This is a genomic window from Sphingomonas sp., from assembly GCF_039594485.1.
Taxonomy (GTDB): domain Bacteria; phylum Pseudomonadota; class Alphaproteobacteria; order Sphingomonadales; family Sphingomonadaceae; genus Sphingomonas.
Genome location: NZ_JBCNNI010000043.1, coordinates 1 through 17991, shown reverse-complemented (window position 1 = coordinate 17991; position 17991 = coordinate 1). Strand labels below are relative to the sequence as shown.

At 67.3% G+C, this 17991-nt stretch carries 27 protein-coding genes; 13 read left to right on the top strand and 14 right to left on the bottom strand.

Annotated elements, in window-relative coordinates; translation table 11 throughout:
• Positions 1-38: 38 nt before the first annotated feature.
• A complete protein-coding gene (locus tag ABDV78_RS16800; protein ID WP_343528623.1) occupies positions 39-425 on the bottom strand; it encodes a hypothetical protein in 387 nt (128 codons plus the stop codon).
• A gap of 28 nt (positions 426-453) precedes the next feature.
• Entirely contained in the window at positions 454-1074 is a 621-nt protein-coding gene (locus ABDV78_RS16795) for a CAP domain-containing protein (protein ID WP_343528622.1), read from the bottom strand.
• Between ABDV78_RS16795 and hemW the strand changes: the two genes are divergently transcribed.
• Positions 1073-2245: a radical SAM family heme chaperone HemW gene (hemW, locus tag ABDV78_RS16790; RefSeq protein WP_343528621.1), complete on the top strand. Its 1173-nt coding sequence runs from the start codon at positions 1073-1075 to the stop codon at positions 2243-2245. The genes ABDV78_RS16795 and hemW overlap by 2 nt on opposite strands.
• A gap of 37 nt (positions 2246-2282) precedes the next feature.
• On the opposite strand, the gene cutA is transcribed toward hemW, so the two are convergent.
• Together cutA and ABDV78_RS16780 are read right to left on the bottom strand one after the other, a co-directional pair.
• Positions 2283-2600 (bottom strand): divalent-cation tolerance protein CutA, encoded by a 318-nt coding sequence (gene cutA, locus ABDV78_RS16785; RefSeq protein ID WP_343528620.1) that lies wholly within the window; start codon positions 2598-2600, stop codon positions 2283-2285.
• Entirely contained in the window at positions 2597-3757 is a 1161-nt protein-coding gene (locus tag ABDV78_RS16780; protein WP_343528619.1) for a penicillin-binding protein activator, read from the bottom strand. Before ABDV78_RS16780 ends, cutA begins: the two co-directional genes overlap by 4 nt.
• Positions 3758-3821: 64 nt before the next feature.
• Here ABDV78_RS16780 and rsmI point away from each other — a divergent pair, with 64 nt between their 5' ends.
• From rsmI to gmk, 7 genes are all read left to right on the top strand, one after another.
• The gene (gene rsmI / locus ABDV78_RS16775; protein ID WP_343528618.1) at positions 3822-4691 is read left to right on the top strand and encodes a 16S rRNA (cytidine(1402)-2'-O)-methyltransferase; all 870 of its coding nucleotides are present in this window, start codon (positions 3822-3824) and stop codon (positions 4689-4691) included.
• Between the two features lie 60 nt (positions 4692-4751).
• Positions 4752-5132: an STAS/SEC14 domain-containing protein gene (locus tag ABDV78_RS16770; RefSeq protein WP_343528616.1), complete on the top strand. Its 381-nt coding sequence runs from the start codon at positions 4752-4754 to the stop codon at positions 5130-5132.
• A gap of 120 nt (positions 5133-5252) precedes the next feature.
• Complete coding sequence (locus ABDV78_RS16765) at positions 5253-5627, top strand: YraN family protein (protein WP_343528614.1); 375 nt, start codon at positions 5253-5255, stop codon at positions 5625-5627.
• 86 nt (positions 5628-5713) lie between these two features.
• Positions 5714-6676, top strand: coding sequence for a glutathione synthase (gene gshB / locus ABDV78_RS16760; protein WP_343528613.1), 963 nt, complete (start codon positions 5714-5716; stop codon positions 6674-6676).
• Between the two features lie 61 nt (positions 6677-6737).
• Positions 6738-6947 (top strand): hypothetical protein, encoded by a 210-nt coding sequence (locus ABDV78_RS16755; protein ID WP_343528612.1) that lies wholly within the window; start codon positions 6738-6740, stop codon positions 6945-6947.
• Entirely contained in the window at positions 6944-7153 is a 210-nt protein-coding gene (locus ABDV78_RS16750) for a hypothetical protein (protein ID WP_343528610.1), read from the top strand. Before ABDV78_RS16755 ends, ABDV78_RS16750 begins: the two co-directional genes overlap by 4 nt.
• 78 nt (positions 7154-7231) lie before the next feature.
• A complete protein-coding gene (gene gmk, locus ABDV78_RS16745) occupies positions 7232-7891 on the top strand; it encodes a guanylate kinase (protein ID WP_343528608.1) in 660 nt (219 codons plus the stop codon).
• A gap of 33 nt (positions 7892-7924) precedes the next feature.
• On the opposite strand, the gene ABDV78_RS16740 is transcribed toward gmk, so the two are convergent.
• The 3 genes from ABDV78_RS16740 to ABDV78_RS16730 are packed head-to-tail and all read right to left on the bottom strand — an operon-like array spanning position 7925 to position 9482.
• Entirely contained in the window at positions 7925-8608 is a 684-nt protein-coding gene (locus ABDV78_RS16740; protein WP_343528607.1) for an ATP12 family protein, read from the bottom strand.
• The gene (locus tag ABDV78_RS16735; protein WP_343528606.1) at positions 8605-8820 is read right to left on the bottom strand and encodes a hypothetical protein; all 216 of its coding nucleotides are present in this window, start codon (positions 8818-8820) and stop codon (positions 8605-8607) included. The genes ABDV78_RS16740 and ABDV78_RS16735 overlap by 4 nt, the downstream gene beginning before the upstream one ends.
• Positions 8817-9482: an HAD-IA family hydrolase gene (locus ABDV78_RS16730; RefSeq protein WP_343528605.1), complete on the bottom strand. Its 666-nt coding sequence runs from the start codon at positions 9480-9482 to the stop codon at positions 8817-8819. The genes ABDV78_RS16735 and ABDV78_RS16730 overlap by 4 nt, the downstream gene beginning before the upstream one ends.
• Positions 9483-9647: 165 nt before the next feature.
• On the opposite strand from ABDV78_RS16730, the gene ABDV78_RS16725 reads away from it, so the two are divergent.
• From ABDV78_RS16725 to ABDV78_RS16715, 3 genes are all read left to right on the top strand, one after another.
• Entirely contained in the window at positions 9648-10031 is a 384-nt protein-coding gene (locus tag ABDV78_RS16725; protein WP_343528639.1) for a glycine zipper 2TM domain-containing protein, read from the top strand.
• Between the two features lie 176 nt (positions 10032-10207).
• Complete coding sequence (locus tag ABDV78_RS16720; RefSeq protein WP_343528604.1) at positions 10208-10516, top strand: PadR family transcriptional regulator; 309 nt, start codon at positions 10208-10210, stop codon at positions 10514-10516.
• Entirely contained in the window at positions 10513-11097 is a 585-nt protein-coding gene (locus ABDV78_RS16715) for a hypothetical protein (protein ID WP_343528603.1), read from the top strand. Before ABDV78_RS16720 ends, ABDV78_RS16715 begins: the two co-directional genes overlap by 4 nt.
• Before the next feature lie 92 nt (positions 11098-11189).
• On the opposite strand, the gene ABDV78_RS16710 is transcribed toward ABDV78_RS16715, so the two are convergent.
• The 3 genes from ABDV78_RS16710 to ABDV78_RS16700 form a co-directional block, all read right to left on the bottom strand.
• Positions 11190-12281 carry an RluA family pseudouridine synthase gene (locus tag ABDV78_RS16710; protein ID WP_343528602.1) on the bottom strand — a complete coding sequence of 364 codons (1092 nt, stop codon included), beginning with the start codon at positions 12279-12281 and terminating at the stop codon, positions 11190-11192.
• A complete protein-coding gene (gene crcB, locus ABDV78_RS16705; protein ID WP_343528600.1) occupies positions 12278-12652 on the bottom strand; it encodes a fluoride efflux transporter CrcB in 375 nt (124 codons plus the stop codon). The genes ABDV78_RS16710 and crcB overlap by 4 nt, the downstream gene beginning before the upstream one ends.
• 73 nt (positions 12653-12725) lie before the next feature.
• The gene (locus ABDV78_RS16700; RefSeq protein WP_343528599.1) at positions 12726-13460 is read right to left on the bottom strand and encodes a hypothetical protein; all 735 of its coding nucleotides are present in this window, start codon (positions 13458-13460) and stop codon (positions 12726-12728) included.
• 92 nt (positions 13461-13552) lie between these two features.
• Here ABDV78_RS16700 and ABDV78_RS16695 point away from each other — a divergent pair, with 92 nt between their 5' ends.
• Positions 13553-13825, top strand: coding sequence for a hypothetical protein (locus tag ABDV78_RS16695; protein ID WP_343528598.1), 273 nt, complete (start codon positions 13553-13555; stop codon positions 13823-13825).
• A gap of 59 nt (positions 13826-13884) precedes the next feature.
• Here ABDV78_RS16695 and ABDV78_RS16690 read toward each other — a convergent pair whose 3' ends face one another.
• Positions 13885-14448: a glycine zipper 2TM domain-containing protein gene (locus ABDV78_RS16690; protein ID WP_343528597.1), complete on the bottom strand. Its 564-nt coding sequence runs from the start codon at positions 14446-14448 to the stop codon at positions 13885-13887.
• Positions 14449-14621: 173 nt separating this feature from the next.
• Positions 14622-14930, bottom strand: a complete 309-nt coding sequence (locus ABDV78_RS16685) for a glycine zipper 2TM domain-containing protein (protein ID WP_230481270.1) — start codon at positions 14928-14930, stop codon at positions 14622-14624.
• Positions 14931-15122: 192 nt separating this feature from the next.
• Here ABDV78_RS16685 and ABDV78_RS16680 point away from each other — a divergent pair, with 192 nt between their 5' ends.
• Positions 15123-15767 carry a trimeric intracellular cation channel family protein gene (locus ABDV78_RS16680; RefSeq protein WP_343528638.1) on the top strand — a complete coding sequence of 215 codons (645 nt, stop codon included), beginning with the start codon at positions 15123-15125 and terminating at the stop codon, positions 15765-15767.
• A 37-nt stretch (positions 15768-15804) separates the two neighbouring features.
• On the opposite strand, the gene fumC is transcribed toward ABDV78_RS16680, so the two are convergent.
• Both fumC and ABDV78_RS16670 read right to left on the bottom strand, forming a co-directional pair.
• Entirely contained in the window at positions 15805-17196 is a 1392-nt protein-coding gene (fumC, locus tag ABDV78_RS16675) for a class II fumarate hydratase (RefSeq protein WP_343528596.1), read from the bottom strand.
• Positions 17197-17436: 240 nt separating this feature from the next.
• Entirely contained in the window at positions 17437-17922 is a 486-nt protein-coding gene (locus ABDV78_RS16670) for a ClpXP protease specificity-enhancing factor SspB (protein ID WP_261269238.1), read from the bottom strand.
• Between the last annotated feature and the right edge of the window lie 69 nt (positions 17923-17991).

Genomic DNA, 17991 nt, shown 5'->3' with positions numbered 1-17991 from the left:
GCTCCGCGCGCCACCTCCCCCTATAGGGGAGGCGTATTTTACCGCTTCGCCAGCCGCTTCTCGTTCGCCGTCACCGCCTTGTGCAGCGGCGCCATCGCCTGGACCGGCATCGATGCACCGATCAGCATGGCGCGCGCCGCCGCTTCCCATGCCGTGACGATCCCACCATGCGGGTCATGCCGCGACAGCCGCGACAGCGCCGCCTGATCGCGGTTCCACACCCGCGCCGACTGGTCGAACGCCTTCACCTTCTCGCTGACCATCAGGGTCATCTCGGCGGCCGAGGACGTTCCCGTCGCCATCGCCCCCATGCGCGTCGCGATCACGCTCTGCGCGCTCAGCATCGCCTCGCCGGCCATCACCGCGAAACGCGCAGGCGCGCTCCAGAAGGCGATCCACGCCATCGGATCATAGGGATTCGCCATTGCCATTCCTTTTGCCACGCGCGCCGGGTCAGAATGCCCGTTCGCCAAAGACGTTGCCGGTCGGGCTATAGCGGCAAACGAGGAAATCGTCGCGCGCATTGCTGGCCATGGCGCATCCGACCGCCGTGGAACGGGCCCAGACGATCTGGGTATAATGCGCCACATCGCCGAACTGCCCGGTCCGGCTCGATTGCGGCACGGGCAGGTTCACGAAGTCGCGCTTCTCCGCGACCCAATGGCCCATCATCTCGTCATAGCGATAGGCGCCGCGCGTGCCCGTCCACAGATTCTCGCCCTGGCGGGTCGGCCCCTGCGGCTGCTCGGCATGCTGGAAACGGCCGGTGCGCGCCAGTTCCCGCGCATAGGCAAGCGCATTCCCCGCCAGCCCCTCGTCCCAGACCAAGGGCGCCAGTCCCAGTTCGGCGCGCGCGGCCCGGTGTCCGTCGAGCATCGCCCGGCGCAGCAGCCCCGCCCCACGCGGGGCGGGTGCGTCGGAGGAGCGTTCCTCCACCACCCTTGCGGGCGGCTTTTCGCCGACGCCGCGCTGTGACGGGATCACCGGACCGCAGGCCGCCAGCACCAGGGCCATGACGGGGATCGATAAGAGATGGCGAAGCGCGAACATCGCCGCCATATCGGGGCGCATCATGTCCTCCGCAATATCGCCGTCCCCATCACGGACCTCCGCACCGCTGGCCCTCTATGTCCACTGGCCCTTCTGCGTCTCCAAATGCCCTTATTGCGACTTCAACAGCCATGTCCGCGAATCGGTGGATCAGGCGGCATGGGCGAAGGCGCTGCTCGCCGATCTGGCGCATGAGGCGGCGGCGCTGCCCGGACGGCGGCTGACCTCGATCTTCTTCGGGGGCGGTACGCCCTCGCTGATGCCGCCCGCCACGGTCGCGGCGATCCTGGACGCCGCCGAACGGCATTGGGGTTTCGCCGAGGGCATCGAGATCACGCTGGAGGCGAACCCCTCCTCGGTGGAGGCGGCGCGCTTCGCCGATCTGGCCGCCGCCGGAGTGAATCGCGCCTCGCTTGGCGTGCAGGCGCTGGATGACACGGCGCTGCGTTTTCTGGGCCGCGCGCACGGCGTGGACGAGGCGCTGCGCGCGCTCCAGACCGCGCAAGGCCTGTTCGGGCGGGTCAGCTTCGACCTGATCTATGCCCGTCCCGGCCAGCCCCTGCCCGAATGGGAGGCGGAACTGGCCCGCGCGATCGGCTATGGCACCGAGCATCTGTCGCTCTACCAATTGACCATCGAGCCGGGGACGCGCTTCCATACCGAGGCTGCGGCGGGGCGGCTGACCATTCCCGATGGCGACGCCGCCGCCGATCTGTTCGAGGCGACGCGCGCAATGACCGCCGCCGCCGGGCTGCCGGCCTATGAGACATCCAACCATGCCCGGATCGGCGCGGAGAGCCGCCACAACCTGACCTATTGGCGCTATGGCGACTATGCGGGGATCGGCCCGGGGGCGCATGGTCGTCGCAAAGGGGTGGCGACGGTTCGGCGCAAGAAGCCCGAAAACTGGATGGCGGCGGTGGAGCGCAACGGCCATGGCATCGAGCAGGAGGACACCCTGCCCCCGGTCACCCGCGCGACCGAGGCCCTGGTCATGGGCCTGCGCCTGGGCGAAGGCGTCGACCTGTCGCGCGTCGCCGCGCTGGCCGAGGGGCGCGAGATGGTGGATCGCTCCGCCATCCAGGCCCTGTCCGGTCAGGGGCTGGTCCGGCTCGACGACGAAAGGCTGATCGTCACCGAGGCGGGGGCGCTGCTGCTGGATGCGATCCTGCGCGAAGTGGTGGTGACGGACTGAGGGCGGCCCGCCTCCCCAGCCCCAAGGAGGAACGAACCTAAAGGACCTCCGCCCGCAGCCACGCCAGATAACGCGGCGAGGCGTCGATGATCGGCGTCGCGACGATCTCCGGCACGTCATAGCTGTGCAGAGCCTCGATCGCCTCGACCAGCGCAACGAAGCGGCTCCGCATCGTCTTGACATGCAGCATGACCTCGGGCGCGTTCTCCACCGCGCCGTCCCAGCGATACCAGCTTTCGATCGGCATCATCTGAACGCAGGCGGCCAGCCGCGTCTCGACCAGCGAACGCGCGATCCTGGCCGCCTCGTCGCGCGTGCCCACGGCGCACATCACGACGATCGGCTGGTCGCTCATCCGTCGAAGCCGGTAGGCGCGGGCGAGACGGTGACGGTCGTGCCGTTACGAATCTCCTGCACCTCCAGCGCGCGTTCGGCGATCCCGTCGCGACCGAAACGGAACGCGCCATCGATCCCGGCAAAGCCGTCCGAGGCGCGCAGCCGCGATTCGGGGAAGGCCGCGTTGATGTTCCAGTCGCGCGCGATCCGCACGGTCAGCAGCACCGCGTCATAGCCCAGGCTCGACAGGCGATAGGGCGCGGCCCGATAGCGCGCCCGGTATTTGGTCGCATATTGGCGGTAGAGACCGTTCGACACGCTGGCGAACCAGGCGCCGTTCAGCGCGGGCCGCGCGGCGATTCCCGATTCGGAATTCCACAATTCGGTGCCCAGCAACCGCGTATTGGCGCCCGGTCCGCGCTTGACGATCGGCGCGGCGGTGGCGGCCGTCGATCCTCCATCCGCGATCAGCACCGCGTCATAGGGTGCCTTGGCGGTCAGCCGCTGCGCCGCCGCAGCGACTCCGCCCGCGACCCGGCCATAGGGCTGGAGCGAGATGACCTGGCCCCCCGCCCCTTCCACCGCGCGGAGGAAGGCGGTGGAGGCCCTTTCTCCATAAAGCCCGTTGGGGACGAGTCCCGCAAAGGTCGTGACGCCGCGCCCGCGCGCATAGGCGACGACCCGGTCGATCGACTGAGCGGGGGTATAGCCCATCAGATAGGTGCCGTTTCCGGCCACGCCCGCGTCATTGGAAAAGCTGATCACCGGTATCCGTGCGGCGCGCGCGATCGGCGCGACGGCGCGGACATCCTCGGACAGCAGCGGCCCCAGGATCAGCTGCGCGCCCTCGGCGATCGCCTTCTGCGCCGCCGCGGCCGCGCCCGGCGTGGTGTCGTAATTGGTGATTCGGATCGTGTCCGCCTGCGAATCGAGCAGCGCCATCATCGTGGCGTTGGCGATCGACTGCCCCACGCCCGCATTGCTGCCCGACAGCGGCACCAGCAGCGCGATACGGTGTCGCGCCGTGTCGCGCGGCAGGCCGTGTTCGACCTCGGTCGAGGGATGCTGGGTGACCGGCGCCGGTCGCGTCTGGGGCTGTTCGACGGGACCGCGCGGCACGATCGTCTGGCACGCGCCGAGCAGCAACGCGACGCCGAGCGCCACGGCCCGGCCCAAAGCTGCGAAAGAAGAGCGCCCCCGAATGACGGCCCCCGGTTGTACGAACAGCCTTGCCTCTGTCATGACGATCCCCGTGACCCAATCCGAACACACTCTCGAACCCGGGCTGTACATCGTCGCGACCCCGATCGGCAATCTCGGCGATCTGTCCCCGCGCGCAGCCAACATATTGACAAACGCCGATGTCATCGCCGTCGAGGACAGCCGCGTCACCGCCGGCCTGCTCCGCCATATCGGTGTGAAACGGCCGATGCAGCCCTATCACGATCATAATGCCGAGCATGTCCGGCCCGGACTGATCGCCCGGATGGCGACCCAGGCGGTGGCGCTGGTATCGGACGCGGGAACCCCGCTGATCTCCGACCCCGGATACAAGCTGGTTCGCGACGCCCGTGCGGCGGGCCATGCGGTGGTGACGATCCCGGGCCCTTGCGCCGCGATCGCCGCGCTGACGCTGGCGGGGCTGCCCACCGACCGCTTCCTGTTCCTGGGCTTCCTGCCGCCCAAGGAAAAGGCGCGCGCCGATGCGATCGCCGAAATCGCCGCGATTCGCGCGACCTTGGTCCTCTACGAATCGGGGCCGCGCCTCGCCGCGACCCTGACCGCGCTGGCGCAGGGACTGGGCGATCGCGAGGCAGCGGTGACGCGAGAGATCACCAAGAAATTCGAGGAAGCGGTAACGGGCACCCTTTCCACGCTCGCCGAACGCTATGCCGAGGGCGGGCCGAAGGGCGAGATCGCGATCGTCGTCGCCCCGCCGGGCGAGGCGCCCCCGGCCAGCGAACAGGACGGCGACGCCGCATTGGCCGAGGCGCTGACCCGCCTGCCCGTCGGCCGCGCGGCGAGCGAGGTGGCCAAGGCGCTTGGGCTCGATCGCAAGGTGCTTTATGCACGGGCGCTGGCCATGAAGGATGAAAAGTCGATCACGTAGCGCCGCGTTAGGGTTTCGGTAAGAATTGGTGGCGCAGGCGGCGGCGCAGGAGCCGCAACCATGTACGCCATCGATTTTCGCCACGACCTCAATATGCTGGACGTGCGCTGGACCGGCCTGTTCACTCCCCCGGTCGCTCTGCGCTACGCCCGCGAGGTGATCGATGGCTTTCGGCGGAGCGGGTTTCAGCCAGGCTATCTGCTGCGCATCGACATGAGCGCGATCATCGTCCAGCCGCACGACGGCCTGATGACGCTGCACGAAGCGCTGCGCAATTATCCCCGGGCCAGCCGGATCGCGATGGTCACCCGCAGCGCGCTCGGGCGGCAGCAGATTCGCCGGTTGATGCACCAGCCCTATCTGCGCATCTTCGACGATGCGGATCTGGCATTCGCCTGGCTGACCGAACCGGCCGAGGCCGCTGCCCTCGCCGTCGGCTGAACCTTTCGGCGGCGCTTGCGCAGGACGTCGGCAGTTCGCACGATAGCGGATGATGGCCGACCATGTCCGCACCGAATTACGCGTCCGCTTCCCCCTCTCGCATGAGCATGGGGCCGGGCGATGAGACGCTCCACCCGCACGATAGACCAGCGACGCGCCGCCGAGACAGCGGGAAGGCGCGGCGAACGCCTGGCCGCATGGTGGTTGCGGCTCAAGGGCTGGACCATCCTCGACCGGCGTGTCCGCACGCCCGCCGGTGAGGTCGACCTGATCGCACGGCGCGGGTCGCTGATCGCATTCGTCGAGGTCAAGACGCGCAAGACCGCCGCCGAACTGGACTTCGCGATCGACGCCCGCCGGCTGGCGCGGGTCGCGGCGGCAGCGGAAGTGCTGATGCCGGATTATGCCGGTCCGGGCGACGATATCCGGGTCGACGTCATCCTGCTCGCCCCCGGCACGCGGCCGCGTCACATCGAAAATGCGTGGTGCGGCTGACGCGCGGGTGACAGCGGGCGGGCGAGCGATTACCTCCCGTCACGCATGAAGCGGGCACGCCACCCGCGCCACAAAAGGAAAGCCCCATGTCCCAGCCGTTGACCGTCGCCGTCCAGATGGACCCGATGGACCAGATCAACATCGCGGGCGATTCGAGCTTCGCGCTGATGCTGTCGGCGCAGGCGCGCGGCCACCGGCTGTTCCATTATGATGCGGGCGACCTCAACTGGTCGGACGGGCATCTCTGGACCAGGGCGCATCCGGTGACGGTTCAGCGGGTCGCGGGCGACCATTACAGCTTCGGCGAGCCCGTGAAGCTGGACCTGGGCGATGAGGCCGATGTCGTGCTGATGCGACAGGACCCGCCCTTCGACCTGGGCTATATCACCGCCACCCATCTGCTGGAGCGGGTCGCCGAGAAGACGCTGGTCGTCAACAATCCGCGCAGCGTGCGTAACGCGCCGGAAAAGGTCTTCGTCCTCGATTATCCGCAGTTCATGCCGCCCACCCTCGTCACGCGTTCGCTCGACGAGGCGCGGGCGTTCCTGGCGCAGCATGGCGAGATCGTGGTCAAGCCGCTGCACGGCAATGGCGGCAAGGCGATCTTCAAGGTCGGGCGCGACGGTGCCAACCTTTCCGCGCTGATCGAGGTGTTCAACACCGCCTATCGCGAACCACATATGGTACAGGCCTTCCTGCCCGCCGTGGCGAAGGGCGACAAGCGAATCGTCCTGATCGATGGCGAGGTCGCGGGCGCGATCAACCGCCTGCCGGGCGAAGGCGAAATCCGCTCCAACCTGGCGGTCGGCGGCTCGGCCGAGAAGACCGAGTTGACCGCGCGCGAACGCGAGATCTGCGCGGTGCTGGGGCCGGAACTCAAGCGGCGTGGTCTGCTGTTCGTCGGCATTGACGTGATCGGCGGCGAATGGCTGACCGAGATCAACGTCACCTCCCCCACCGGCATCGTCGCGATCGAGAAATTCGACGGCACCGATGTCGCCGCCCTCATCTGGGACGCGATCGAGGCGAAGGTCGCGGCCAAGCGCTGAGGTCCACGGAACCCGACGCCCTCCCCATGCTTTTCCGCCCGGAGCAAGGAAGGGCATGAATATGGGTGCAACGACTATTGGAGCGCTGGTCGGCTCCGCGATCGACGGGCTGTCGGGTGATGACGGCGTTGCCGATGGCGCGATCATCGGTGCGGTGACGGCCAATGTCCTGAAGGTCGTACTGCCGCTCGCCATCACCTACGCGGTGGGCTGGGCGGTGTTGCGCGGCGCGGCGGAATTGAAGGACCGGGTTTTCGGAGAGGTACAATGATCGGACGTATCATCGGCGCGCTGGTCGGGCGCGAAGTCAGCCGTCGCGACGGCAATAGTGGCCTGAAGGGGGCGGCACTGGGCGCGCTGGCGGTCGGCGGCATGCGGCGGCTGGGGCCGCTCGGCCTGCTGCTCGGTGGCGGCTATGCGGCCAAGAAGGCCTATGACCGGCACAAGGCCAACAAGGCGCTCGACACCCGAATCTGATCGCAGGTCTGATGGCCAGGGGCCGCAGCGTGTCGAGGATGGCTTGACGCGCTGCGCCCCCCTACGTCAAAGGCGGCCATGCCCAATTCGCCTGCCAACCCCAATGATCCCCACAAGCTGAAGCGTCGCGGCATGTTGTTCGTGCTGTCCTCCCCCTCGGGTGCGGGCAAGTCGACGATCGCGCGCAAGCTTCTGGCGGACGATGCCGGTCTTCAGATGTCGGTGTCGGCGACGACCCGCCCGATGCGGCCGGGTGAAGTGGACGGCAAGGATTATCACTTTGTCGACCTTGAGGAATTTCGTCACATGGTGGCGAATGACGAATTCCTCGAATGGGCGCACGTCTTCGACAACCGCTATGGCACCCCGCGCGCTCAGGTCGAGGAGATGCTGGCGGCGGGCAAGGATGTGCTGTTCGACATCGACTGGCAGGGTGCGCAGCAGTTGTTCCAGATCGCGGGCGGCGATGTGGTGCGCGTGTTCATCTTCCCCCCCTCGATGGAGGAACTGCGCCAGCGGCTCGAACGCCGCGCAACCGATTCGGTCGAGGTGATCGACGCCCGCATGGCGCGCGCCGCGAACGAGGTCAGCCACTGGGACGGTTACGACTATGTCCTGGTCAATGACGATGTCGAACAGTGTTTCCAGGGCGTGAAGACGATCCTGCAGGCCGAACGACTCAAGCGTTCGCGCCAGACCGGGTTGATCGGGTTCATCCGAAAACTGACCACCCGGTAACGGGGATCGGGGCCCCCTGGCCTTCCCCGGATGTCATCCGAGCGCGGTCAGGAAGCGCACCGCCGCATCATATTCGCGCCGCTTGGCCTCCCGCGCCTCGATCGCGAGATAATCCTCGCCCCATTGCTCGGCCTGGAAATCCTCGTCGACATGCGCGGCGATCCACACCGCATCGGCATCTGCCGCTCCTTCGAGCAGCGCCAGCGCCAGCACCAGCGATCCGGTGATCGTCACCACTGGGGATAGCGCGGCGAGCCGGAACGCATCCAGCGCCGCCACCGCCTGCGCCAGCCGGTCGATGGTCACCTCGGGCTGGGGGCGGTGCATGATCCCGGTCACGAGCGTGAAATGCACGTCATAGCGCCCCTGCGCCCAGTCGAGCAGCGGATTCCAGACCGCATCCTGCCGCGCCACCAGTTCGGGCGGCGAGTCGGCGCGATAACAGAGCAGGTCGCTCTCCGCATAACGCGCCAGTCCCGTCGCAAAGGGCGTCGGGTCCGCCGCGATCCGGTCGATCGCGGCATTGGCGAGCCCGGTCAGCGGCATGGCGCGCGGATCGAGCGTCTCGCCGACCGACCGCCATTCCTCCGCCACTGCTTCGGCCAATGCGGGAGTGGGCAGCGCGAGCGGAGTGCGCCCCGGGGTGCGCACCGGCCGGTCGTCCAGCCGGACGACCCGCGCGTCATCGACCATCACCTCGGTCCAGAAGCGCTTCATTCGCCGCCACTCCGCCAGCGATGGGCGAGCCCGGCGGGGACGATCGCGATCATCGCCAGCGCCGAGACGATGATCGCGACGCCCAGCGCCTTGTGCGGCCAGGCCACCCCGCGAGACGCCAGCATGATCCCGAACAAGGCGCCTGCCACGCCGATCAGCCGGACGAGCATGATGATGAACCAGCGCCGCCGGGCGCGCGTATCGCCGCTCATGGTCGCACCAGCAGCGCGGGCAGGTCGCCGACCGCCTCCGCCACGACCTCGGCCCCGGCGTTCACCAGGTCGTGGACGTCGTGATAGCCCCAGGCGACGCCGACCGCGAAGGCCCCCGACGCCTTGCCCATCGCCATGTCGAAGCTGGTGTCGCCGATCATCGCGACGTCCCGCGCCTCGACGCCGGTTTCGGCCATGGCGGCCAGCACCATCGACGGGTCGGGCTTGGACGGGTGCCGGTCGGCGGTCTGGAGCGTGACGAAATGATGCGTCAGCCCATGTTCGGCCAGTACGCGCGCCAGCCCGCGATCGGACTTGCCGGTTGCCACCCCCATCAGCCAGCCCTCCGCCGCCAGATGATCGAGCAGCGCCGGAATCCCGTCGAACAGCGGCTCCGGTTCCATCGCGCCCGCCGTGCGCAGGCGGAAAAAGGCGGCCTTGTAATCGCTCGCCAGTTGGTGATGCACCTCGGGCGACTGGCCGGGGGCCAGCACGCGCATCGCCTCGACCAGGCTCAGGCCGACGATGCGGCGAATCGCGGTGGCGGGCGGCGGGGTCAGGCCGGACAGCGCGAACGCTTCCACGGCGGCGAGGCAGATATTGGCCTGGCTGTCGACCAGAGTGCCGTCACAATCGAACAGGGCAAGGCGCGGGCGCGTCATCGGCCCCTCCTATCGGCAAGCCCGCTGCGGGGGAAGCATCCTCGTTCCATGAACGGAGGCTAACAAACGCATTCAGCATCCCATCACAGCGAATCGGGCAGAAGAGGATCAACGACGACGGGGATGGCCCCGCCGCCGCCGATTTGAAGATCAAGGGAGATGACGATGTTCAAGAAGCTCTCGCTCGCTGCTGCCGCCCTTGCCGTCGGCGCCACGGCCATGGTCCCGACCGCCGCCTCGGCGCAGCGTTACTATGACCGATACGACCGCGCTTATGGCGATGCCTATTATGACGGTTACAATCGCGGCCCGCGCTATGATCGCGGCTATGACCGTCGCGGTTATGATCGCGGCTATTACAATCGTGGCCCGGCGCGCTGCAACAACGGCACCACCGGCACGATCGTCGGCGCGATCGCGGGCGGCCTGCTGGGCCGCACGATCGACAACCGTGGCGACCGGACGCTCGGCACGATCCTGGGCGGCGGCGCGGGTGCGCTGGCCGGTCATGCGATCGAAAAGTCGAACAATCCCGGCTATTGCCGCTAAGATATGATGTTGGGGGGGGCACGCCCCCCAACCGGCAAATCGAAGCCCCGTCGACCCCGTGTCGGCGGGGCTTTTCACGTCCGGGGCAAATCTCAAATCGTTTATCACCATACCTTGTATAGCAAGATACATAGCGTTACACGTCGCTCATGGATATCGGAAGCTGGCAATCGCAGTTGCGGAAGGGAGCCGCGGAACTTGTTCTGCTGTCAGTCCTTTCGGGGGGCGAGGCCTATGGCCTGGAAATCCTGGCGCGCATCCGGGCGGGCGGCGATCTGGTCGGCGAGGGCAGCCTCTATCCGCTGCTCAACCGGCTGGAGAAGGCGGGTCGGATCGCGGGCCGCTGGGAATTGCCCGCAGAGGGCGGCAATCCGCGCAAATATTATCGCCTGACCGAGGAAGGCGCCGCACTCGCCAAGGCGATGCGCACCGCCTGGATCGAATTCCGCACGACGATCACCACTCTTGTCGAGGATCAGCCATGACCGACCATGCCCGCATCCCTGCCCGTCTGATCGCCGATTACAGCCGCCGCCTGCGCTGGTCTCTGCAGGCGCTTCCCGCCGAAGATCGCGCCGGGATCGTGCGTGAGATCGAAAGCCATCTGACCGACAGCCTGACCGCCGGACCCGAGACGCTGGAGGACAGCCTGTCCGCACTGGGCGCCCCCCATGCGCTGGCTGCACGTTATGTTCAGGAATATCGGCTGACCGGGGCATTGGGCGAGGATCATCCGGTCGCGCTGGTCCAGGCGATCCTGGTCCGGTCGGGACGCAGCGCGGCGGCCTTCGCCGCATTGCTGATCGCGATGTTGCTCTACCTGTTCGCGCTATGCTTCGCGGGCGTCGCGATTTTCAAGCCGCTCTTCCCCAGTCATGTCGGGCTCTGGTCCCTGCCGCAGGGCTCGGCCTTCGGCATCCTGACCGATCCGCCCGCCGCACCGGAGATGATGGGGCTGTGGGTCATGCCCGTCGCGGCCGCAGCGGCACTGGCCTGTTATGCGCTGGCAAGCCTGGTCCTGCGCGGCACGGGGCGACATCTGCTGCGGCAGGTATCGGCGCGGTGACAGACCACGGGACTGGCGGAGGAGCCTCACGGCCCGACAGCCGGTAATCGAGCGAGATCCCCCTCCCCTTGCAGGAGGGGGAATAGCACGTTCTAGCGCGTTCCCCGCCCGCGCCGCTCACCGCGACGTTCCTTGCGATATTGCTTGGCATGCGCCTTGGCGCGTTGCTTCAGCACATCCTTGGGCGGCGGGCCGCGATCCTCGTCCTGGGGCAGCACGTCGCCGCGAATCTCGTCGAAGCCGAGCTGGTTCATGCTCTCGGCGAAATGGCTGGGCAGTTCGGCGGTCTGGTCGATCCGGCCGCCATCGGGATGATCGACGCGGATACGACGCGCATGCAGGTGCATCTTGCGGCTGATCCCGCCGGTCAGGAAGGCCGCCGCGCCGCCATATTTGCCGTCGCCGACGATCGGGTGGCCGATCGCCGCCATATGCACGCGAAGCTGATGCGTGCGCCCAGTAAAGGGCTGCAGCTCGACCCAGCAGCAGCGATTGCCCGCCCGCTCGATCACCCGGTATCGCGAGCGTGCCGCCTGGCCATTCTCCTCGTCGACATGCATCTTCTCGCCGCCGGTGCCGGGCTGCTTGGCGATGGGCAATTCGATCGTGCCGTCCTCGATCGAAGGGACGCCGACGACCAGCGCCCAGTAGATCTTCTTGGCGGTGCGCCCCGAAAAGGCCTTGGCGAAGAAGGCCGCCGACCGCGCATTGCGCGCGACGAGCAATGCGCCCGACGTGTCCTTGTCGAGTCGATGGACCAGCTTGGGCCGTCCCTCCGCCTCGAACTGGAGCGCATCGAGCAGGCCGTCGACATGGGTGGTCGTCTTGGTCCCCCCCTGCGTCGCCAGCCCCGGCGGCTTGTTGAGGACCAGCGCGTCGCGGTCCTTGTGGATCACCATCTCGCGCGCAAAGGCGGCCTCGTCCTCGGACAGGACGTTACGCGGACGGCTGGGCTTGGCGCTTTCGGCAGGGGCGGGCTCGGCCGGGGGCACGCGCAGCACCTGCCCCGCCGCGATCCGGTCGCCCGGCGTCGCGCGCGCCCCGTCGACGCGAAGCTGTCCGGTGCGTGCCCATTTGGCGACGATGGTGAAGCTGGTTTCGGGCAGATGCCGCTTGAACCAGCGATCCAGCCGGATGCCGTCATCGTCCGGCCCGACCGTGAATTGGCGGACAAAGTCCGTCATGCGAAAATCCTCGTCATCCATAGCCCCGCCCATAGCGCGGCCAGCGAACCCAAAAGCGACAGCGCGACATAACCCAGCGCCATCGCCCCCTGCCCCCGCTCGATCAGCGTGATGGTGTCGAGCGAAAAGGCCGAGAAGGTCGTATAGCCCCCCAGCACCCCGACGCCCAGAAACAGCCGCCAGCCCTCACTCCCGCCGGTCCGCGCCAGCACACCGGCCAGCACGCCCATCGCAAGACAACCGACCCAGTTGACGGCCAGCGTACCGAAGGGAAAGCCGGGGCCGAGCGCATCGGTCAGCCCGCGCCCCGTCAGATACCGTCCCCCCGAGCCCAGCGCGCCGCCCAGCATCACGAGAAGAAGCGGTGACATAATCCACCTCCCCTAGCGCAACCGCGCCTTCCGCGCAAAGGACAAGCGTGACGACAGCGCGTCAGGGCGCGATTCAGCCGCCCTTGACCACCAGATCGACGTCCGTGCCGCCATCGGACCGGGCCGTGGCATAGAGTATATAGGCCGCCTCGCCGCGCGTCCCGCCCAGCACATGCTGCCTGCCGTCCTTCTTGTGTTCCGCCGTATAGCCCGCCTGAATAACGCTGGTGTAGTAATAGTCGACGACCTTGCGCGCCGTGCCGCCCGCCCGGAAGCTGACGATTCGCAAGGCACAGCCATTCGTGTCATTGCCCGCCGCCTCGGCCAGGCGGCTGCCGGGATAGACGGCGAAGGCCTTGGGCAACCGCCCCGCCCAGCCTGCGGAGTAACGCAGGCCCGACAGGCAGGGCGCGTTGCCGCCCTGTTGCCCGGCCAGCGCCGCGACCGTGTAGGCGCTGGCCGCCGCCCGGCATTCGGGGCAGTCCTTCGACGGGGGCGGCGCGGATCTCAGCGTGCGCGCATCGACCGGATCGCCGGGCGGAGGCAGCGAGGGCACCTGATCGGTGACCGGGCGGTTGGGAGGCCGCACGGCATTGGCGTTGGACGACTGGGTCAGGCCCGGATCGACCAGGATCTGCCCAGCCAACGCCTCGCGCAGTTGCGGGTCATGCGCGGGCTGTCCGTCATTCATCGCGGTCAGTTCGTGATCCAGCGCATTGAGCGCCGCATCGTCATCCGCGGCCTTGCCGCACGCGGCGAGCAGGACGCAGGCGATCAGGATCAGGATTCGCGGCGAAAGGGCAGCCATGCCGCGTCCATAGCATGACGATGCGATCCTATCCCCCATGATGCGGACGCGCGACATGCCCGATTCGTCCCGGTGCGGGATCGGGAAGCAGCTTGTCGGGCGACCGCTTGTGCATCGACCGGGGCGACGCCATCTTCGGCTTCATGCTGAATCTTTTCTCGATCGTCATCGGCCTGATCGCGCTTCTGCTGGGGATCGTGCCGTTCCTGCCCTTCTTCGCCTGGGGATACTGGTTCGTCATCCCCATCGCGATCATCGGCGCGGCGATCGGCGCGCTGTCGTCCCGGAGCAGCGGGCGGAACCTCAACCTGATCCTGATCCTGATCTTCGGCCTGCGCCTGATGCTGGGTGGCGGCCTGATCTGAATGGCGAACGGCCCGGCGGGTTTCCCCGCCGGGCCCTGGCTCCCGGACAAGCGCCGGTTTTAGCGGCAGCGAACCTGGCCGCGATCGATCTGCTGGCCCAGCAGCGCGCCGCCGCCCGCGCCGATCACGGTGCCCAGCAGACGCGAACCGCCGCCCGCGATGATGTTGCCCAGCGCGCCGCCTGCCAGACCACCGATCACCAGACCGGTCGTCCCATCATTGCGGCGGCAGTAATAGCGCCCGTTCATCCCCCGATAGATGCGATCGTTCCGACCCAGCACGCGGGTCTGGTAATAACGGCCGTCGCGATAATAGCGCTCGGGATAATAGCCGCGCTGTCCCGGCTCGAACCGATTATAGTCGTAGTTGCGCCACCGGACATTGCGCATGTCGCGGCGATAATCCTTTCGGGCGTCGCGCACATCCTCGCGATACTCACGGCGGGCATCGCGGATGTCGCGGCGGGAATCGGCGTGGCGGACATCCCGATTATAGTCGCGGCGAGCGTCGCGAATGTCCTCGCGATAATCCTGGCGGGCTTCCCACCCATTACGCTGCGCGGCAGCAGGCATCGCGGTAAAGGCGATAGCGGCAATCGTGGCCGACATCAGAGCGATACGCATTACTATACTCCCGTTGATAACGATCAATAAAACCCCTTCCATTCCATAGTGTTGCGTGAACCGAAAACTACTTCCCGTTCACCGGAAGGACAGGTGCCATGGTCTGGCGAAAGGACATGAAAAAGGGCGCCACCGACTGGTGACGCCCCCTTTCCCAACCAGCTTGCCGGGGTTTAGCGGCAGCGGCGATTGCTGGTGCTACGCTCGACCTCGCGGCCTGCCAGCGCGCCGACGGCCGCGCCGCCCAGCGTGCCCAGGGTCCGGTCGCCGCGCGTATCGATCGTGCGGCCCAGCAACGCGCCCGCGACACCACCGACGACCAGACCAGTAGTGCCGTCCGGCTTGCGGCAGCGCACGCGACCGCGATCGTCGCGCCATTCGCGGTACTTGTACCGGCGCTGCGCATCGGCGGCGGTCGCCGGCAGGACCAACGAGGGGACGACCATGGCGGTACACCCCAGAGCGAGCATCAACTTGCGCATGACCCATTTCCTTCCAAAAGATTCTGACACCGTAACGTCCACAATCTACTGTCCGTTGCATGAACCAGAGATAACGGGTCGTTCATCTTGCCGCCGCTCCGTTTCGGGAAGCGGCGCAGCACTCGAACTGGTGGAAGGGGGCGCGATGACGGTGGTTCAATCCCATGGCAAACCGCTCTAGGGTCGGTGGCGATGTTGCCCGAACCGACCGCCATGCTGCCCGCCGTCATGCCATGGCTCGACCTTGCCGGACTGGCGGTGTTCGCCGTGTCGGGCGCGCTGGCGGCGGCCAAGCATCGCCAGACCATGGTGACGCTGGTTTTCTTCGCCCTGATCACTGGGGTCGGCGGCGGGACGGTGCGCGACCTGTTGATCGACGCGCCGGTCTTCTGGGTGCATGACGCGCGGGTGCCCGCCGTCTGCCTCGCCGCCGCCGTCGCGGTCTGGGCCACGCCCGAGCGGTGGTGGCGGGGCAGCGCGCTCGACTGGTTCGATGCCGCGGGGCTTGTCGCCTATGCGGTGTATGGCGCGGCCAAGGCGAGCGGATATGGCATCCCGCCGATCCCGGCGGCGATGCTGGGCGTGGTATCGGCCTGTGTCGGCGGGATCATCCGCGACGTGATCGCGGGCGAGCCATCGATCCTGATGCGGCCGGAGCTGTACGTGACCGCCGCCGCGCTGGCCTCGACCAGCTATGTGGCGTTGATCCTGCTCGGCCTGCCCTCCGCGCTGGCGGGGCCGGTCGCCGCGCTGGCGGGCTTCGTCCTGCGCGCGGCGGCGATACGCTATCGGCTCGCCCTGCCCGCCTATCCGGCAAGGGACTGGCAGGACCGCTGACCCCCCAACGCAGAAAACCGAAGCCCACGCCCGACCGTCACCGTCCCAGCATCAACTCCGGCCGCACGACCCGGTCGAAGGTCGCCTCATCGACCAGGCCAAGCTCCAGCCCCGCCTCTCGCAGCGTCTGCCCCTTCTGATGCGCATGCTTGGCGATCTTGGCGGCATTGTCATATCCGATCTCGGGCGCCAGCGCCGTCACCAGCATCAGCGAGCGGTCGAGCAGGTCGGTGATCCGGTCGCGATTGACCGTCATCCCTTCGACCGTCCGGGTCGCGAAACTTTCCATGCCCACCGCAAGCAGATGGATCGAGCGCAGCACATTCGCGCCGATCAGCGGCTTGAAGACATTCAGCTCCAGATGGCCCTGCAAGCCGCCCACCGTCACGGCGGCATTGTTGCCGATCACCTGCGCGGCGACCATGGTCAGCATCTCGCACTGGGTCGGATTGACCTTGCCCGGCATGATCGAACTGCCCGGCTCGTTGGCGGGCAGCTCCAGTTCGCCCAGGCCCGAACGCGGGCCGGACCCCAGCAGGCGGATATCGTTGGCGATCTTGGTCAAGGCGACCGCCAGCACGTTCAGCGTCCCGTGCAGGTCGACCAGCCCGTCATTGCTCGCCAGCGCCTCGAACTTGTTGGGCGCGGTGACGAAATCGAGTCCGGTTGCGTCCGCGATCTCGGCGGCGATCGCCTCGGCGAAGCCATGGGGGGCGTTCAGCCCGGTGCCGACCGCCGTGCCCCCCTGCGCCAGTGGCAGGATGTTGCGGTGGAGCGTCCCCTCGATCCGGTCGCGGGCATTGGCGAGTTGCTGGACGTAGCCCGAAAATTCCTGCCCCAGCGTCAGCGGCGTCGCATCCTGCAAATGGGTGCGGCCGATCTTGACGATCGAATCCCATGCCTTCGCCTTGGCGTCCAACGCCGCGCGGAGCCGCTCCAGGGCCGGAAAAAGCTGCTTCGTCACGGCCAGCGCGGCGGCGACGTGCAGCGCGGTCGGGAAAGTGTCGTTGGACGACTGGCCGCGATTTACATCGTCATTCGGGTGGACCGGCGATTTGCCGCCGCGCGTGCCGGTCAGGATCTCGTTGGCGCGGCCCGCGATCACCTCATTGGCGTTCATGTTGGACTGGGTGCCCGAGCCGGTCTGCCAGATGACCAGCGGGAACTGGTCGTCATGGCGGCCATCGATCACCTCCTGCGCCGCCGATTCGATCGCATCGGCCTTTTCCGCCGCCAGCCCGGACCCGCGATTGATTCGCGCGGCAGCCTTTTTGACGATGGCGAGCGCGTGGACGATGCCGATCGGCATCTGCTCACGCGCGCCGAAGGGAAAGTTTTCGAGGCTGCGCTCGGTCTGTGCGCCCCAATAGGCGTGGGCGGGAACTTCGATCGGGCCGATCGAATCGGTTTCGGTGCGGGTCTGGGTCATGGGCAGAGGGACTCACCGGATAGGGAATGGGTTTCGTTATGTAGGTACCCCACCACCACTCCTTAAAGACCATCCCGGCAAATGGGCGGTGTCCAATCTGCCAAGCATCGCGGACGCTGGGAGATAACCGCCCATGCGACGACATCCCGCCATATCAAACTGGCAAGGACTGGGCTCCAGCCTTCGCCGGGGAAGGACAATGATTCTGGGTTCGCGCAGAGGCACGAACCCAATCTGCCCTTACTTCTTCCGCTTGAAATCCACCGCGACGACGTTGCTGCCGTCCTCGACCGGCTTGGCGACGGGTTCGTCATTCTCGGCCGAATCGTGCGGATCGGGATCGCCCTGGGGATCGTCGGCGACGTGGAAGCCCAGTTCGAACTGCACTTCGGGATCGTGGAACCGCGTGATCGCCGAATAGGGGATGACCAGCTTCGACGGCACCTGGTTGAAGCTGAGGCCCACCGAAAAGCGATTCTCGTCCACCGTCAGGTCCCAGAATCGATTCTGGAGGACGATGGTCATCTCGTCCGGGAATCGCTCGACCAGCCGCTGCGGAATGTCCACGCCGGGCGCCTGGGTCTTGAAGGTGATGTAGAAATGGTGCGTTCCGGGCAGATGCCCCGTCTCCGCCACCGGGCCGAGCACACGCCCCACCACCGCGCGCAGCGCCTCCTGCACGATGTCGTCATAGGGGATGAGGCTGTCGGGCAATCCTTCGGTCATGTCCCTTGGACTAGCGGCCTTTGATCGCGGGTCAAGATTGCATGGGACGGATAGGTGTTTAAGGGAGGG

What these genes read in the sequence shown, in the direction of transcription:
- ABDV78_RS16750 (WP_343528610.1), top strand. Translation starts at nt 6,944, where the DNA reads ATGATCGGACGTATCATCGGCGCGCTGGTCGGGCGCGAAGTCAGCCGT.
- ABDV78_RS16800 (WP_343528623.1), bottom strand. Translation starts at nt 425, where the DNA reads ATGGCGAATCCCTATGATCCGATGGCGTGGATCGCCTTCTGGAGCGCG.
- gshB (WP_343528613.1), top strand. Translation starts at nt 5,714, where the DNA reads ATGTCCCAGCCGTTGACCGTCGCCGTCCAGATGGACCCGATGGACCAG.
- ABDV78_RS16795 (WP_343528622.1), bottom strand. Translation starts at nt 1,074, where the DNA reads ATGATGCGCCCCGATATGGCGGCGATGTTCGCGCTTCGCCATCTCTTA.
- ABDV78_RS16725 (WP_343528639.1), top strand. Translation starts at nt 9,648, where the DNA reads ATGTTCAAGAAGCTCTCGCTCGCTGCTGCCGCCCTTGCCGTCGGCGCC.
- ABDV78_RS16690 (WP_343528597.1), bottom strand. Translation starts at nt 14,448, where the DNA reads ATGCGTATCGCTCTGATGTCGGCCACGATTGCCGCTATCGCCTTTACC.
- gmk (WP_343528608.1), top strand. Translation starts at nt 7,232, where the DNA reads ATGCCCAATTCGCCTGCCAACCCCAATGATCCCCACAAGCTGAAGCGT.
- crcB (WP_343528600.1), bottom strand. Translation starts at nt 12,652, where the DNA reads ATGTCACCGCTTCTTCTCGTGATGCTGGGCGGCGCGCTGGGCTCGGGG.
- ABDV78_RS16765 (WP_343528614.1), top strand. Translation starts at nt 5,253, where the DNA reads ATGAGACGCTCCACCCGCACGATAGACCAGCGACGCGCCGCCGAGACA.
- ABDV78_RS16770 (WP_343528616.1), top strand. Translation starts at nt 4,752, where the DNA reads ATGTACGCCATCGATTTTCGCCACGACCTCAATATGCTGGACGTGCGC.
- ABDV78_RS16670 (WP_261269238.1), bottom strand. Translation starts at nt 17,922, where the DNA reads ATGACCGAAGGATTGCCCGACAGCCTCATCCCCTATGACGACATCGTG.
- rsmI (WP_343528618.1), top strand. Translation starts at nt 3,822, where the DNA reads ATGACGATCCCCGTGACCCAATCCGAACACACTCTCGAACCCGGGCTG.
- ABDV78_RS16700 (WP_343528599.1), bottom strand. Translation starts at nt 13,460, where the DNA reads ATGGCTGCCCTTTCGCCGCGAATCCTGATCCTGATCGCCTGCGTCCTG.
- ABDV78_RS16755 (WP_343528612.1), top strand. Translation starts at nt 6,738, where the DNA reads ATGGGTGCAACGACTATTGGAGCGCTGGTCGGCTCCGCGATCGACGGG.
- hemW (WP_343528621.1), top strand. Translation starts at nt 1,073, where the DNA reads ATGTCCTCCGCAATATCGCCGTCCCCATCACGGACCTCCGCACCGCTG.
- fumC (WP_343528596.1), bottom strand. Translation starts at nt 17,196, where the DNA reads ATGACCCAGACCCGCACCGAAACCGATTCGATCGGCCCGATCGAAGTT.
- ABDV78_RS16685 (WP_230481270.1), bottom strand. Translation starts at nt 14,930, where the DNA reads ATGCGCAAGTTGATGCTCGCTCTGGGGTGTACCGCCATGGTCGTCCCC.
- ABDV78_RS16680 (WP_343528638.1), top strand. Translation starts at nt 15,123, where the DNA reads ATGTTGCCCGAACCGACCGCCATGCTGCCCGCCGTCATGCCATGGCTC.
- ABDV78_RS16715 (WP_343528603.1), top strand. Translation starts at nt 10,513, where the DNA reads ATGACCGACCATGCCCGCATCCCTGCCCGTCTGATCGCCGATTACAGC.
- cutA (WP_343528620.1), bottom strand. Translation starts at nt 2,600, where the DNA reads ATGAGCGACCAGCCGATCGTCGTGATGTGCGCCGTGGGCACGCGCGAC.
- ABDV78_RS16735 (WP_343528606.1), bottom strand. Translation starts at nt 8,820, where the DNA reads ATGAGCGGCGATACGCGCGCCCGGCGGCGCTGGTTCATCATCATGCTC.
- ABDV78_RS16730 (WP_343528605.1), bottom strand. Translation starts at nt 9,482, where the DNA reads ATGACGCGCCCGCGCCTTGCCCTGTTCGATTGTGACGGCACTCTGGTC.
- ABDV78_RS16740 (WP_343528607.1), bottom strand. Translation starts at nt 8,608, where the DNA reads ATGAAGCGCTTCTGGACCGAGGTGATGGTCGATGACGCGCGGGTCGTC.
- ABDV78_RS16710 (WP_343528602.1), bottom strand. Translation starts at nt 12,281, where the DNA reads ATGACGGACTTTGTCCGCCAATTCACGGTCGGGCCGGACGATGACGGC.